We start from the raw sequence: 14,446 nt of genomic DNA, 5'->3' as shown, positions 1-14,446 counted from the left end.
ACGCAAGGTTGCGGCCCCCGGATGCGGGGTGCTAGCGCCCCCGCGCCGGCCGACCGCCTAGACTCAGGCGGAATCCCGGCGCGACCAGACGCGTTCACGGGGTGTTCCGCACGTCCTGCCCGTTACGAGGAGACCACGTTGAAGAGCACCGTCGAGCACCTGAGCCCGACGCGGGTCCGGATCAACGTCGAGGTGCCGTTCGACGAGCTCAAGTCGGACTTCGACCGCGCGTACCGCAAGCTGGCCAAGCAGGTCCGCATCCCCGGCTTCCGCCCCGGCAAGGCCCCCGCCCGCGTGCTGGAGAGCCGCATCGGCCGCGCGCCCGTGCTGGACGAGGTCGTCCAGGAGGCGATCCCGGCCAAGTACCTGGAGGCCGTCAGCTCCGGTGAGCTGCGCACCCTGGGCCGCCCCGACTTCGAGGTGACCAAGATCGAGGACGGCGAGTCGCTGGCGTTCACCGCCGAGGTCGACGTCCGCCCCGAGATCACCGTCCCCGCCTTCGGCGAGCTGTCCGTCAGCGTCGACGACCAGGAGGTCACCGACGAGGACGTGGACACGCAGCTGGACGAGCTGCGCGCCCGCTTCGCCACCCTCACCGGCGTCAAGCGCCCGGCCGGCACCGGCGACTTCGTCGTGGTCGACCTGTCGGCGACCGTGGACGGCGAGGAGGTCGAGGAGGCCAAGACCACCGGCCTGTCCTACGAGATCGGCTCCGGCCAGCTCGTGGAGGGCATCGACGATGCCCTGGTCGGCGCGTCCGAGGGCGAGTCGAAGAACTTCACCACCACCCTGGTCGCCGGTGAGCACGCCGGCCGCGACGCCGAGGTCACCGTGGTGCTGAACTCGGTCAAGGAGCGCCAGCTGCCCGAGCTGGACGACGAGTTCGCCCAGCTCGCCAGCGAGTTCGACACGCTGGAGGAGCTCAAGGCCGACCTGCGCACCCGCCTGGGCCGCGTGAAGAAGATGCAGCAGGGCGTCCAGGCCCGGGACAAGGTGCTGGAGGCGCTGCTGGCCAGCGTCGAGGTGCCGCTGCCCGAGGCCGTCGTCCAGGGCGAGATCGAGGCGCGGGCGCACGACGCGATCCACGCCCTCGACCACGACGAGGCGCGCTTCGCCGAGTGGCTGGCCGAGCAGGGCCAGACCAAGGAGCAGTTCGACACCGAGGTGCGCGAGGCCTCCGAGCAGGCGGTGAAGACCCAGCTCGTGCTGGACGCCATCGCCGACGCCGAGCAGCTCAACGTCACCGACGGCGAGCTCACCGAGCGGATCATCTACCAGGCCCAGCGGTTCGGCATCAGCCCGGACGAGTACGTCAAGCGGGCGCAGCAGTCGGGCCAGCTGGGCGCGATCTTCGCCGACGTGCGCCGCGGCAAGGCGCTGGCCTCGGTCGTGCGCCAGGCCACCGTGACCGACTCCGCGGGCAACGCCCTCGACCTGGACGAGCTTTTCGGTGAGGCGAAGTCCACTGAGGAACCCGCGAACGCGGAGTGAAGCCCTGAGCGAACGCGGGCGGTGTCGGGACGTCGACGCCGCCCGCCTTCGTTAAGGTCGTTGCTACGAGACTCTTTTCGGCACAGCTAGTCGGCAAAGTTAGGCAGGCAGACGTGACGCAGCACTCTTTCTCGGAGCCCATGATGCGAGCGGCCTCGGGGATGAACCTCAACGACTCGGTCTATGAGCGTCTGCTCCGCGAGCGGATCATCGTGCTGGGGACGCAGGTCGAAGAGAACATCGCCAACCAGATCGTCGCCCAGCTCCTCCTCCTCGCCGCCGAAGACCCGGAGAAGGACATCACCTTCTACATCAACTCGCCCGGCGGCTCGGTGACCGCCGGCATGGCGATCTTCGACACGATGGAGCTCATCCAGCCCGACGTGGCCACCTACGCGATGGGCCTGGCCGCCTCGATGGGCCAGTTCCTGCTCTCCGCCGGCACGCCCGGCAAGCGGCACGCGCTCCCGCACGCCCGGATCCTGATGCACCAGCCCTCGGCGGGCGTCGGCGGCACGGCGGCGGACATCGCGATCCAGGCGGACATGCTCACCCGGACCAAGCACGAGATGGCCGAGCTGATCGCGCAGCACACCGGCCAGTCGGTCGAGCGGATCGTCGCCGACTCGGACCGCGACCGCTGGTTCACCGCCCAGGAAGCCCTCGAGTACGGCTTCGTGGACAAGGTGATCACCCGCGCCAGCCAGGCGTCGACCAACTGACCGCGAGCCGAGCACCAGGAGACCTGAAGTGAGCCAGTTCCACGCACCGCAGTCCCGGTACGTGCTCCCGTCGTTCGTCGAGCGCACGAGCTACGGCATCAAGGAGTCCAACCCGTACAACAAGCTCTTCGAGGAGCGCATCATCTTCCTCGGCGTGCAGGTGGACGACGCGTCGGCCAACGACGTGATGGCCCAGCTGCTCGTGCTGGAGTCGGAGGACCCCGACCGCGACATCCTGATGTACATCAACTCGCCGGGTGGCTCGTTCACCTCGCTGATGGCCATCTACGACACCATGCAGTTCGTCCGCCCGGACATCCAGACCTACTGCCTGGGCCAGGCGGCCTCGGCGGCCGCGGTGCTGCTCGCGGCGGGCACGCCCGGCAAGCGGCACGCGCTGCCCAACGCCCGGATCCTGATCCACCAGCCGGCCACCGAGGGCGTCTACGGGCAGGTCTCCGACCTGGAGATCCAGTCCAACGAGATCCAGCGGGTGCGCAGGCTGCTGGAGAGCACGCTGGCCAAGCACACCAGCCGCACGCCGGAGCAGGTGCGCGAGGACATCGAGCGGGACAAGATCCTCACCGCCGAGCAGGCCAAGGAATACGGCATCGTCGACAGCGTTCTGCCTTACCGGAAGCTCTCCGCGAAGTAGTCCGGCGTGGCGCCCGACACGCCGAGCTGACCAGGGGTCCTGCTCAGTTCGGGGTGTCGGGGGCACGCTGGTCCTCCCGCACAGGCGGGTAGGACAGGTACCGTCGAGGGGAACGGGCGGACCCCGCATCCAGCGGGCACTCGCCACATCAGCAGTCAGGCGCACCTCACCAGGTCGTGCGCCGGAGGGGACAGAGGTCAGCGGTCATGGCACGTATCGGTGACGGCGGCGACCTGCTGAAGTGCTCTTTCTGCGGCAAGAGCCAGAAGCAGGTGAAAAAACTCATCGCCGGCCCCGGTGTCTACATCTGCGATGAGTGCATCGACCTCTGCAACGAGATCATCGAGGAAGAACTCGCGGAGGCCGGTGACGTCAAGCTCGACGAGCTGCCCAAGCCCGCCGAGATCCACGAGTTCCTCGACCAGTACGTGATCGGCCAGAACGAGGCCAAGCGCACGCTCTCGGTGGCGGTCTACAACCACTACAAGCGCATCCAGGCCGGTGACCGCGGGCGTGAGGGCCGCGACGACGGCGTGGAGCTCGCCAAGTCGAACATCCTCATGCTCGGGCCCACGGGGTGCGGCAAGACCTACCTGGCCCAGACGCTCGCGAAGATGCTGAACGTGCCGTTCGCCATCGCGGACGCCACGGCGTTGACCGAGGCGGGCTACGTGGGTGAGGACGTGGAGAACATCCTCCTCAAGCTCATCCAGGCGGCGGACTACGACGTCAAGCGCGCCGAGACCGGCATCATCTACATCGACGAGGTCGACAAGATCGCTCGAAAGAGTGAAAACCCGTCGATCACGCGCGACGTGTCGGGTGAAGGCGTGCAGCAGGCCCTGCTGAAGATACTGGAGGGGACCACGGCGTCGGTGCCCCCGCAGGGCGGTCGCAAGCACCCGCACCAGGAGTTCATCCAGATCGACACGACGAACGTGCTGTTCATCGTGGCGGGCGCGTTCGCGGGCCTGGACAAGATCATCCAGGACCGGGTCGGCAAGCGCGGTCTCGGCTTCGGCGCCGAGGTGCGGACCAAGGCCGAGGTCGACGCGGCGGACTACTACGCCGACTCGATGCCCGAGGACCTGATCAAGTTCGGGTTGATCCCCGAGTTCATCGGCCGGTTGCCGATGGTCGCGAGCGTCACGAACCTGGACAAGGAGTCGCTCGTCCGGATCCTGACCGAGCCGAAGAACGCGCTGGTCAAGCAGTACCAGAAGCTCTTCGAGATGGATGGCGTCGAGCTGGAGTTCACCCGGACGGCGATGGAGGCGGTCGCCGACCAGGCGATCCTGCGCGGCACGGGCGCACGCGGCCTGCGGGCGATCATGGAGGAAGTCCTGCTGCCGGTGATGTACGACATCCCGAGCCGCTCGGACGTCGCCAAGGTAGTGATCACGGAGCAGACCGTGAAGGAGAACGTCAACCCGACCATCGTGGCCCGGCAGCCCTCGCGCCGGGAACGCCGCGAGAAGTCGGCGTGAGTTGTCGCTCCCGCACGCGCTGATCCTGCACGGCCTGGGTGGTTCCGGGCCGGAGCACTGGCAGAACTGGCTGGCAGGCGAACTGGCCCACCACGGTGGGTCGGTCGACCTGCCCCGGTTCAGCTCTCCCGACGAGCCGCGGTTGTCGGTGTGGTCGCAGGAGCTGCGGTCGCACCTGGCCGCGATGCCCGCGGCCGGTTCGGTCGAACGGGTGGTCGTCGCGCACTCGCTGGCCGCGCTGCTGTGGCTGCACCACGCGGCCGGGTCGTTCGACCCGGCGCTGCGGGTGGACCGGGTGCTGCTGGTCGCGCCGCCCGCGCCGGACTTCGCCGGCGAGCCGTTGATCTCCGAGTTCCTGCACCCGGTGCTCGACCCGACGGCGGTGCGGCGGGCGGCGGTGTCGACCCGGCTCGTCGTGGGCGAGGGCGACCCCTACTGCACGTTGGCGCAGGCCAAGGAGCTGGCCGAGGCGGTGCGGGTCGACCTGGACGTCATCGTGGGCGGCGGGCACCTGAACACGGACTCCGGGTACGGGCCGTGGGGTGCGGTGCTGAAGTGGGTGCGCAGCGGGCGGGTCCCGCTCACCCCGCGCTGACCGTCACCCGGAAGAGGGAGAACGCGGCCAGGAACGGCCCGGCGGCGAGCTCGGCCAGCCAGGCCTCGGCGGCCCGGCGGGTCATGCGGCCCGCCCGCACGGCGCGGTGGGCGTTGCGGGTCAGGCCGAGCAGCTCGTCGGCGGTGGTGAAGTCCCGCAGGAGTTGGGTGTCGGCCGCCACGTCGACCACGGTGAAACCCGCCGCCGAGGAGAGCCTCGCCAGCTGCCTGCCCACGACGGGGTTGCGCACGACCCGGTCGCACACGAAGCGGTTGAACGCCAGGTTCGCGGCCACCGGTCCGGGGTCGACGGCGAGGGTCTCCCAGTCCGGTTGGGCGAGCACGGCGCGTCCGCCGGGGCGCAGCACGCGGCGGAGCTCCGCCAGGACGCCCGCCGGGTCGGCCACCAGGTGGAGCACCCGGTCGATGCGCCCCCGGTCCACGCTCGCGTCCTCCAGGGGCAGTGCGTGGGCGTCGCCCTGGCGCACCTCCACGCAGAGCCCGGCGGTGCGCCGCGTCGCTTCCGCGACCATGACGGGGTCCACGTCCACACCGATGACGGCACCCGCGCGTCCGGCCATGGCGGGCAGGTCGGTGCCGGGACCGCAGCCCACGTCGAGGGCGGTGTGCTCGGGTCGCAGGTCCAGGTCGTCCAGGAGGCGCCGCTTGTAGGCGCGGCCCGCTTCCGCCACGTCGTCCAGGTAGGCGATCGGGTCCGGGTGCGTCGGCATGGTGCCAAGGCAACCACGGGAGTGTGGAGATCCTGTGTGGGGTCCGTGCAGGTCAGGGGACGCGTTTGCCGAGGAACCGGATGACGTCGGGCACCACCTTGCGGTAGAGGCCGTCGTCGTGGCCGCCGGGGAGGACGGACGCCACGGCGGGCTTGGTACCCGCGATGAACCGGCGGGTGCCGGTGATGAAGTGGTCCCGGTCGCCGACCCAGACGCCGATCGGGGTGGGGCCGAGCTTGTCCATGTTCTTCAGCGGATCGAGTGACGCCCACTGCTCGGGGCTCGCGAACGCGTTCCGCTTGGCCATCTCGGTCCAGTCGGTGAGCAAGGCGGGCGCGATGGCGGCGACGGCCCTGGTCGACTCACGGCGTTCGTGCCGCCTGCGTGCGTAGAGCAGCGCGCCGAAGCCGCCCATGGACACACCCGTGCAGGCGAACGGCTCGCCGTAGCCGCGTTCGGCCAGCCAGCGGGGCACCTCTTCGAGCAGCATCGCCATGGGGTCGTCGCCGGGGACGTTCTCGTGCCAGTAGTGGTCGCCACCGTCGACCGCGACGAAGCCGAACGGCGGTACCTGACCGCGGCTCACGGCCGCCACGAGGACTTCCTCCATGCCGGCGACCGAGGCCAGGCGGGCCGTGCCGTAGCGGCCGTGCAGCAGGATCGACATGGGCAGGCCACGGGTGGGCACGCCCGGCGGGACCATGGTGAGCAGGTCGACCTCGCGGCCCCGGTACCGGGAGTGCACGCGGTCGACCCGGACCACGGCGCGCCTCACCGCGGGCACGGGGCCCGCCACACCCACCGCGTGCCGCAGCGCCTCGCCGAGCGGCGCGTCGCCGTGGTACGCCGCCGCGATGCCCGCGGTCGCCAGCGCGCCGCCGGCCAGCGCGGTGAGCACCGTCCGCCTGTTGGCCATGTTCTCTCCCGTCGACCCACTCGTCGACATGTCGTCGCGGGAGGGCCGTGCGTTGCCTCAGATCGCCGACTGCGCCCGAAGGGCGGCGACCTGTTCCGCCGAGTAGCCGAGCCCGTGCAGGACGTGCTCGGTGTGCTCGCCGAGAGCCGGTACCGCCTCGGGTACCCATTCCCACGCGGAGGAGTCGACCGGTGGGCGCAGCACCGTGATCCCGCCGGCGGGCACGGGCACGGTGGCCGTGCGGCCGCGGGCGGTGACCTGGGGGTGGTCCGGGAGGTCGGCGACGCTCCGGGTGCGGGCGGCGGGGACGTCGGCGCGGTCCAGCGCGTCCAGCAGGTCGGCGGCGGTCCAGGCGGTGAAGTCCAGTTCGGCGTGCAGGGCGGCGCGGTGGGTCACGCGGGAGGTGACGGTGGTGAAGCGGGGGTCGTCGGCGAGGTCGGGCCGGCCGAGGACCCGGCACAGCCGGCGCCACTGGGGGTCGTTCTGCACGGCCAGGTGGACCGCGCCGTCCGAGCACGGGAACGGGCCGTAGGGGGCGATGCTGGGGTGGTGCGCGCCCGTGCGCGGTGCGGCCCGGCCGGTGCCCGCCGCGTACAGCATGGGTTGGTGCATCCACTCGGCCATCGCGTCGAACAGCGACAGGCGCAGGGTGGCGCCCTCACCGGTGCGGGACCGGTGCAGGAGGGCGGCCAGGACGGCGGACTGCAGCTGCACGCCCGCGGCGATGTCGGCGACGGAGATGCCGGCCCGCGCGGTGACCTCGTCCTGCCCGGTCAGCTCGATCAGCCCGGTCTCGGACTGGACCAGCGCGTCGAACGCCTTGCGGGACGCGTACGGGCCGGTGTCGCCGTAACCGGACAGTTCACCGATCACCAGGTCGGGTTTCACCTGCCGGAGTGAGGAAGCGTCCACGTCGAGTCGACGCGCGGCGTCGGGCGAGAGGTTGCACAGGACCACGTCGGCGGTGGCGACGAGCCGGTTCACGATCTCCGGGGCGGCCGGGTGCTTCAGGTCCAGCGTCAGGGACTGCTTGCCGGCGTTGACCCAGGCGAAGTAGGACGACACCGAGCCGCAGGCGGTGTCGTAGTGGCGGGCGAAGTCGCCGCCGTCGGGGCGCTCGACCTTGACGACCCGCGCGCCGAGGTCGGCGAGCAGGCGGGTGGCGTAGGGCACGGCGACGGCTTGTTCGAGGCTGACGACGAGGACGCCGTCCAGCGGTCTCACGCGACGACCCGGTCGTGGCCGGTGTAGACGTTCATCGAGTCGCCGCGCAGGAAGCCGACCAGGGTCACGCCCTGCTCCTCGGCCAGGTCGGCGGCCAGCGACGACGGCGCGGACACGGCGGCCAGCACCGGCACGCCCGCCATGGCGGCCTTCTGCACCAGCTCGAAGGACGCCCGGCCGGAGACCATGAGCACCGTCCCGGCGAGCGGGATCCGGTCGTGCAGCAGCGCCCAGCCCAGCACCTTGTCCACCGCGTTGTGCCGGCCGACGTCCTCGCGCACGACCAGTGCCTCGCCGGAGGTGGTGAACAGGCCGGCCGCGTGCAGGCCGCCGGTGGAGGTGAACACCTTCTGGCGTTCGCGCAGCGCGTCCGGCAGGGCCGAGAGCACGTCCACGTCCACCTCGGACCGGTCGCCGGCGGGGGAGAAGCGGGTCTTCAGCTTCACCGCGTCCAGCGCGGCCTTGCCGCAGACGCCGCAGGAGGAGGTGGTGTAGAAGTTGCGCTCCACGCCCGCCTCGGGCGGCGCGACGCCGTCGGCGAGGGTGAGGTCGAGCACGTTGTAGGTGTTCAGGCCGTCCGGGCCGGTGCCCTCGCAGAACCGGGCCACGGCGATGTCCGCCAGGCCGCCGATGACGCCTTCGCCGAGCAGGAAGCCGTGGGCCAGCTCCACGTCGTGACCGGGGGTGCGCATGGTCACGGTCAGTGCCTTGCCGCCCACGCGGAGTTCCAACGGCTCCTCGGCGGCCAGGGAGTCGATCCGCTTCCGGGACGTTCGTCGCGTGTAAGTGACCACTGGGCGACGCACGGTGACTCGCCCCATCGGGGAACTCCTTCTCTTGGCTAAGTTTTTTCGCAAGCCACTCACCAGGTTACGGAGGTGTCGGGCAGTGGGTTTCCTGGACCGCTCTCGGACGATCGCCCCACCGGGCTGGAACCGCTGGTTGATCCCGCCGGCGGCGTTGTCGGTGCACCTGGCGATCGGTCAGGCGTACGCGTGGAGCGTGTTCAAGCCGCCGTTGGAGGGCGCGCTGGACCTCACCGGGACGCAGAGCGCGCTGCCGTTCCAGCTCGGGATCGTGATGCTGGGCCTGTCGGCGGCGTTCGGCGGCACTCTGGTGGAGCGCAACGGTCCGCGGTGGGCCATGTTCGTGTCCGCGACGTGCTTCTCGTCCGGCTTCCTGATCTCGGCGCTCGGCGCGTGGACGCAGCAGTACTGGCTGGTCGTGCTGGGGTACGGGTTCGTCGGCGGCATCGGGCTCGGCATCGGGTACATCTCACCGGTCTCCACGTTGATCAAGTGGTTCCCGGACCGGCCGGGCATGGCGACCGGCATCGCGATCATGGGGTTCGGCGGCGGCGCGTTGATCGCCTCGCCGTGGTCGGCGCAGATGCTGGAGTCGTTCGGCCGGGACAGCGGCGGCATCGCGCGGACGTTCCTGGTGCACGGCATCGTGTACGCGGTCTTCATGTCGGTCGGCGTGCTGCTGGTGCGGGTGCCCGCGGAGGTCGAGGAGCGGAAGGTGGTGCGATCGGCGGTCAACGTCTCCGCGCGCAACGCCCTGCGGACGCCCCAGTTCTGGTGCCTGTGGGTGGTGCTGTGCTTCAACGTGACCGCGGGCATCGGGATCCTGGAGAAGGCGTCGCCGATGATCCGGGACTTCTTCGCCGAGACCTCGGCACCGGTCGCCGCGGGCGCCGCCGCCGGGTTCGTGGCGCTGCTGTCGCTGGCGAACATGGTGGGCCGGATCGTGTGGTCGTCCACATCGGACCTGGTGGGGCGCAGGAACGTCTACCGGCTGTACCTGGGCGCCGGCGCGGTGACGTACCTGGTGCTGGCGTTGGCGGGCAATGCGTCCAAGCCGCTGTTCGTGGTGTGCGCGATGCTGATCCTGTCGTTCTACGGCGGCGGGTTCGCCACCATCCCGGCGTACCTGAAGGACCTGTTCGGCACCTACCAGGTCGGCGCGATCCACGGTCGGCTGCTGACCGCGTGGTCGTTGGCGGGCGTGCTGGGGCCGCTGATCGTCAACGCGATCGCGGACGGCCAGAAGGCGGCCGGGAAGGCCGGGCCCGACCTGTACACGGCGTCGCTGTTCATCATGATCGCGCTGCTGGTGGTCGGGTTCGTGGCGAACGAGCTGGTGCGGCCGGTCGCGGCGAAGTACCACGAGCCGGAAGTGGAGGGTGCGGTCCGATGAGCGGGCGGTGGTTGGTCGTGTTCGCGTGGCTGTGGGTGGGCGTGCCGCTGGCCTACGGGCTGGTCGAGCTGATCCGCAAGGTGACGGCGTTGTTCACTGGCTAGAGTCGCCGCGTGGATACCTACGACGTGGTGGTGGTCGGCGGCGGGCACAACGCGCTGGTGGCGGCCGCCTACCTGGCACGGGCGGGCCGCACGGTGCTGGTGCTGGAGAAGCTCGACCACGTCGGTGGCGCGGCGGTGAGCGAGGAGCCGTTCGCGGGCGTGCCGGCGCGGCTGTCGCGCTACTCGTACCTGGTCAGCCTGCTGCCGGACAAGATCGTCGCGGACCTCGGGCTGGGGGTGGCGTTGCGGTCGCGGTCGACGTCGTCCTACACACCGGCGGGTGACCTGCTGGTGGAGCGCGCGCCGGGCGAGGCGACCGCGGCCTCGTTCCGGGCGCTGACCGGCTCGGACGCGGAGTGGGAGCGCTGGCATCGCTGGTACGACGACCTGGAGGTGCTGGCCGAGGCGTTGTCGCCGACGCTGCTGGAGCCCCTGCTGTCCCGGGAGCACGCCCGGCTGCGGGTCGACGCGGTGGCCCGGATGCGGCTGTGGGACCAGGTCGTGGAACGCCCGTTGGGCGAGACGCTGGAGGAGTTGTTCACGAACGACGTGGTGCGCGGTGTCGTCGCGACGGACGGGTTGATCGGCACGCACACGTCGTTGCACGACCTGAAGGCCAACCGGTGCTTCCTCTACCACGTGATCGGCAACGGCACGGGTGAGTGGCAGGTGCCCGTCGGCGGGATGGGCGCGGTGACCGGCGAACTGCTGCGCGTGGCGCGCGAGGCGGGAGCCGAGATCGTCACCGGCGTCGAGGTGACCAGGGTGGACGCGGACGGCGTCACGGCCGAGGTCGAGTACGACGGCCGCACGGTGGGCGCGAAGTTCGTGCTGTCCGGGGTCGCGCCGTCCACTCTGGACCGGTTGCGCGGCCGGTCGGGCGGCGCGGTGGCCGACGGCTGCCAGATGAAGGTGAACATGGTGCTGGAACGGCTGCCGCGGCTGCGCGGCGGCGTGGACCCGCGGGTGGCGTTCGCCGGGACGTTGCACCTGGACGAGTCGTACGGGCAGCTGGAGGCGGCGTACCGGGAGAGCGCGGCCGGGCGGGTGCCGTCGGTGCTGCCGGCGGAGATGTACTGCCACACGTTGACCGACCCGTCGATCCTCGCACCGGAGCTGGTCGAACGCGGCTGGCACACGTTGACGTTGTTCGGGCTGCACACGCCGGCGGCGTTGTTCGAGCAGGACAACGACGGGTTGCGCGACGAGCTGGTCGGCCGTTACCTGACCGGGCTGAACGCCTACCTGGACGAGCCGATCGAGTCGTGCCTGGCCAAGGACGCGAACGGCGAGCCGTGCCTGGAGGCCCGCACGCCGCTGGACCTGGAGGCGGAGCTGGGGCTGCCGCGCGGCAACATCTTCCACGACGAGCTGGCCTGGCCGTTCGCGGAGGGCGAGGACGAGGTCGGCCGGTGGGGCGTGGAGACCGACGTGGCGAACCTGTTCGTGTGCGGCGCGGGCGCCCGGCGTGGTGGCGGGGTGAGCGGGATCGGCGGTCACAACGCGGCGATGGCCGTGCTGGAGCGGTGACGTCGTGAGCGACGTCCACAACGAGATCAGCGGCACGGTGTTCGGCCCGGTGCTCCAGATCGGGCGGGTCGACTCGCTCACCGTGGTGCGGGCCGCCGAGCCGGTGACGCCGGCGTCGTTGCCGGTGGACGAGGGTTTCGTGGGCCGTGCCGCGGAGTTGGCCGTGCTGCGCGACTTCCTGTCGCCCGGCGGCGAGCGGACCGCGCTGGCGGTGGCGGGCCTGGCCGGGGTGGGCAAGTCGGCGCTGGTGATCCGGGCCGCGCACGTGGCGGTGGACGCCGGGTGGTTCCCCGGCGGCGTGCTGTTCGTGGACGCCCAGGGGTACAACGACGAGCAGCGGCTGGAGGCGGACGACGCGCTGGCGTCGTTGCTGCGCGCCCTGGGCGTCCCCGGCGAGGCGATCCCGGAGGGCCGGGGCGACCGGCAGGCGCTGTACCGGTCGCAGCTCGCGGCACGTCCGCCGGTGCTGGTGGTCGTGGACAACGCGTCGTCGGCCGACCAGGTGCTGCCGCTGCGACCCGCCGGGCAGGCGCACCGGTTGGTGCTGACCAGCCGGGACAACCTGCCCGTGCCCGGGGCGCGGCGGATCGAGCTGGACGTGTTGAGCGCGGCGGAGGCCGTGGCGGTGCTGGAGGACGCGGTCCGGTCGGTCGACCCGGGCGACGACCGGATCACCACCGATCCGGTGGCGGCGGGTGCGTTGGCCGAGTCGTGCGGGTTCCTGCCGCTGGCGTTGCGCATCGTGGCCGAGGTGGTGGCCGACCGGCGCGGCGAGGACCTGACCCGGTTCGCCGAGACGATCACGGCGGCGCACGACCGGTTGGGCGAGCTGGCGTACGACGACTCGGTCGACGTGCGCACGGCGTTCAACGCCTCCTACACCCGATTACCCGCGGACCAGGCGCGGATGTTCCGACTGGCCGCGCTGCACCCCGGTCGAACGGTGACGGTCGCGACCGCCGCCGCGCTGGCCGGCGTCACACCCGCCGAGGCCGGGGCGCTGCTGGTCCGGTTGCGCCGGGCGCACCTGCTCCAGAGCGGCGTGGTGGCCGACGAGTACCGGTTCCACGACCTGCTGCGGATCTACGCGGCCGAGCGGTGCGCGGCGGTGGACGACCCGGGCACCCGGCTGGCGGCGGAGCGTGTGCTCGTGGAGCACTACGTGTCGCACGTCAAAGGGGTGCGCAGCCACCTCGATCCCAATGCGGCGCGAGGGGAGGTGTTCCCCGACCGGCTCGGGGCGCTGGCGTGGTTCGACGGCGAGTCTCACAACCTCCTGCCGGTGCTGGAACTGGCCGCCCGCAACGGGTGGCACGAGCAGGTCAGGGACACGGGAGAGGCCGCGTTCCGGTACTTCAACCTGCGCCGGCCGCCGGAGTGGATCCCGGTCGACCTGCTCGCCCTGACCTCGGCGCGGGCGCTCGGCGACCTCGCCGGCCAGGGCAAGGTCCTCAACGGCCTGGGCAGCGCGCACCACCGGCTGCGGCGGTTCGACGAGGCGCTGCCCCACTTCGAGGCGGCGCTGACGTTGTTCCGCGAACTCGGGTCGCTGCGGGACCAGGCCCACTCGCTCAACAACATCGCCTCGACCTACGCCATGACCGGCCGCGTCACCGAGGCGATCCGGCACCTGGAGCTGGGCGCCGACGCGTACCGGGCCGCGGGCGACCGGGACGGCGAGGCCCGCTGCCTGTCCAACCTGGGCAAGGTCCACAACGACAACGCCGAGTACGAGCGGGCGGTCGGGTTCTACCGGCGCGCCCTGGACCTGCGCAGGCAGGCGGGCGACCCGGACGGCGAGGGCGACTGCCTCAACGGCCTCGGCATCGCCTGGGACAGCCTCGGGCGGCTGGACCTGGCCGAAGGCCACTACCTGGCCGCGCTCGCGATGTACCGGGAAACAGGGAACCGCGTGTCCGAGGGGCACGCGCTGGGCAACATCGGCGGGATGCTGCGCCGCTCCGGTCGGATCGCCGAGTCGCTGGGCTACTTCGAGCAGGACCTGGCGGTCTCCCGGGAGATCGGCGACGCGCACGGCGAAGGCATCGCGCGGTACAACATCGGGCTGACGCACTGGTCCCTCGGCAGCGGGGACGAGGCCGTCGAGCACCTGCGGCGGGCGGCCGAGCTGTTGGCCGACACCAACGACCCCGTCCTCGCCGAGGCGGCCCGTGACTCCGTTCGGGAGATCGAGGCCGAGCGGACCGCGAGCCGGAAGTGGTTCAGAGGGCGGCGAAGAGGTCGTTGATCAGCCGCTGGGCCCGGTCGGCGTGCGCGCCGGACGTCACGGTGATCTCGACCGTGCCCGCGCGGGCGACGACGGCGGTGCGGACGACCTCGCCGGTGACGGCGGTGGCGCGGTAGCCCTCGTCGTGGAAGCCGGGCAGGTCGGTCACCTGCGCGTGCTCCCGGCGGCCCTCGGCGAACGACGCGGCGTCCGCGCCGGTCTCGAACCGGACCTCGGTCGTGCCGCCGTCGTAGGTGCAGCGCACGACGTTGTCGGTGATCGTCTGGCGCGGGTGGTTGAGCCGCAGCTCCAGCGCCGCGCCGACCACGTCCTCGGGCGCGTCCTCGCAGTTCACGCCCGCCGAGTCGGTCGGGGTCGGTGACGGCGCCTGCTCGGTGGTCGGCGTGCTCGTCGGCGCGCTCGTGCACGCGGCGAGCGCGAGCAGGGCCACGGCGGGGAGCACGGTCCTCATCACGTGCGTTGGTTCGCCCGAACGGTCGCCGGCGTTACCGGCCCATATATCAAGCAACCTTGCTAAAGGAGTCTTGCTAAAGGAACCTTGATAT

General features: G+C 71.3%; 14 protein-coding genes. 9 read left to right on the top strand and 5 right to left on the bottom strand.

Translation table 11 applies throughout. The features are described 5' to 3' along the window. Positions 1–138: 138 nt before the first annotated feature. The 5 genes from tig to ACYVLT_RS10980 all read left to right on the top strand — a co-directional run bounded on the left by tig (position 139) and on the right by ACYVLT_RS10980 (position 4,950). Positions 139–1,491 (top strand): trigger factor, encoded by a 1,353-nt coding sequence (tig, locus tag ACYVLT_RS11000; RefSeq protein WP_461120017.1) that lies wholly within the window; start codon positions 139–141, stop codon positions 1,489–1,491. A 113-nt stretch (positions 1,492–1,604) separates the two neighbouring features. Next, complete coding sequence (locus tag ACYVLT_RS10995; RefSeq protein WP_360452894.1) at positions 1,605–2,213, top strand: ATP-dependent Clp protease proteolytic subunit; 609 nt, start codon at positions 1,605–1,607, stop codon at positions 2,211–2,213. A gap of 28 nt (positions 2,214–2,241) precedes the next feature. Beyond that, positions 2,242–2,868: an ATP-dependent Clp protease proteolytic subunit gene (locus ACYVLT_RS10990; protein ID WP_360452896.1), complete on the top strand. Its 627-nt coding sequence runs from the start codon at positions 2,242–2,244 to the stop codon at positions 2,866–2,868. A gap of 206 nt (positions 2,869–3,074) precedes the next feature. After that, positions 3,075–4,355: an ATP-dependent Clp protease ATP-binding subunit ClpX gene (clpX, locus tag ACYVLT_RS10985; RefSeq protein ID WP_158840925.1), complete on the top strand. Its 1,281-nt coding sequence runs from the start codon at positions 3,075–3,077 to the stop codon at positions 4,353–4,355. A 1-nt stretch (position 4,356) separates the two neighbouring features. Continuing rightward, positions 4,357–4,950, top strand: coding sequence for an RBBP9/YdeN family alpha/beta hydrolase (locus tag ACYVLT_RS10980; RefSeq protein WP_461120016.1), 594 nt, complete (start codon positions 4,357–4,359; stop codon positions 4,948–4,950). On the opposite strand, the gene ACYVLT_RS10975 is transcribed toward ACYVLT_RS10980, so the two are convergent. Genes ACYVLT_RS10975 through fdhD form a run of 4 tightly spaced genes read right to left on the bottom strand, consistent with a single transcriptional unit; the run spans position 4,937 to position 8,641 of the window. Next, a complete protein-coding gene (locus ACYVLT_RS10975) occupies positions 4,937–5,680 on the bottom strand; it encodes a methyltransferase domain-containing protein (protein WP_461120015.1) in 744 nt (247 codons plus the stop codon). The genes ACYVLT_RS10980 and ACYVLT_RS10975 overlap by 14 nt on opposite strands. A gap of 52 nt (positions 5,681–5,732) precedes the next feature. Continuing rightward, positions 5,733–6,596 (bottom strand): alpha/beta hydrolase, encoded by an 864-nt coding sequence (locus tag ACYVLT_RS10970; RefSeq protein ID WP_461120014.1) that lies wholly within the window; start codon positions 6,594–6,596, stop codon positions 5,733–5,735. Between the two features lie 57 nt (positions 6,597–6,653). After that, positions 6,654–7,820 carry a CaiB/BaiF CoA transferase family protein gene (locus tag ACYVLT_RS10965; protein WP_461120013.1) on the bottom strand — a complete coding sequence of 389 codons (1,167 nt, stop codon included), beginning with the start codon at positions 7,818–7,820 and terminating at the stop codon, positions 6,654–6,656. Beyond that, positions 7,817–8,641, bottom strand: coding sequence for a formate dehydrogenase accessory sulfurtransferase FdhD (gene fdhD / locus ACYVLT_RS10960; protein WP_461120012.1), 825 nt, complete (start codon positions 8,639–8,641; stop codon positions 7,817–7,819). The genes ACYVLT_RS10965 and fdhD overlap by 4 nt, the downstream gene beginning before the upstream one ends. A gap of 67 nt (positions 8,642–8,708) precedes the next feature. Here fdhD and ACYVLT_RS10955 point away from each other — a divergent pair, with 67 nt between their 5' ends. The 4 genes from ACYVLT_RS10955 to ACYVLT_RS10940 are packed head-to-tail and all read left to right on the top strand — an operon-like array spanning position 8,709 to position 13,901. Then, entirely contained in the window at positions 8,709–10,019 is a 1,311-nt protein-coding gene (locus ACYVLT_RS10955) for an OFA family MFS transporter (protein ID WP_461120011.1), read from the top strand. Then, positions 10,016–10,123: an MFS transporter small subunit gene (locus ACYVLT_RS10950; RefSeq protein WP_461120010.1), complete on the top strand. Its 108-nt coding sequence runs from the start codon at positions 10,016–10,018 to the stop codon at positions 10,121–10,123. Before ACYVLT_RS10955 ends, ACYVLT_RS10950 begins: the two co-directional genes overlap by 4 nt. 9 nt (positions 10,124–10,132) lie before the next feature. Next, positions 10,133–11,653, top strand: coding sequence for a phytoene desaturase family protein (locus ACYVLT_RS10945; RefSeq protein ID WP_461120009.1), 1,521 nt, complete (start codon positions 10,133–10,135; stop codon positions 11,651–11,653). 4 nt (positions 11,654–11,657) lie between these two features. Further along, on the top strand, positions 11,658–13,901 hold the full coding sequence (locus tag ACYVLT_RS10940; protein ID WP_461120008.1) for a tetratricopeptide repeat protein: 2,244 nt from the start codon (positions 11,658–11,660) through the stop codon (positions 13,899–13,901). On the opposite strand, the gene ACYVLT_RS10935 is transcribed toward ACYVLT_RS10940, so the two are convergent. Continuing rightward, on the bottom strand, positions 13,876–14,352 hold the full coding sequence (locus tag ACYVLT_RS10935; protein WP_461120007.1) for a hypothetical protein: 477 nt from the start codon (positions 14,350–14,352) through the stop codon (positions 13,876–13,878). The two genes, ACYVLT_RS10940 and ACYVLT_RS10935, sit on opposite strands and share 26 nt — an antisense overlap. Between the last annotated feature and the right edge of the window lie 94 nt (positions 14,353–14,446).

The organism is Saccharothrix stipae (assembly GCF_054781895.1).
This window is presented reverse-complemented; position numbering and strand designations above follow the sequence as displayed.

Bases quoted from the DNA above. Each gene is read 5' to 3' on its own strand.
- ACYVLT_RS10975 (WP_461120015.1), bottom strand. From the start codon at position 5,680: ATGCCGACGCACCCGGACCCGATCGCCTACCTGGACGACGTGGCGGAA.
- ACYVLT_RS10950 (WP_461120010.1), top strand. From the start codon at position 10,016: ATGAGCGGGCGGTGGTTGGTCGTGTTCGCGTGGCTGTGGGTGGGCGTG.
- clpX (WP_158840925.1), top strand. From the start codon at position 3,075: ATGGCACGTATCGGTGACGGCGGCGACCTGCTGAAGTGCTCTTTCTGC.
- ACYVLT_RS10970 (WP_461120014.1), bottom strand. From the start codon at position 6,596: ATGGCCAACAGGCGGACGGTGCTCACCGCGCTGGCCGGCGGCGCGCTG.
- fdhD (WP_461120012.1), bottom strand. From the start codon at position 8,641: ATGGGGCGAGTCACCGTGCGTCGCCCAGTGGTCACTTACACGCGACGA.
- ACYVLT_RS10935 (WP_461120007.1), bottom strand. From the start codon at position 14,352: ATGAGGACCGTGCTCCCCGCCGTGGCCCTGCTCGCGCTCGCCGCGTGC.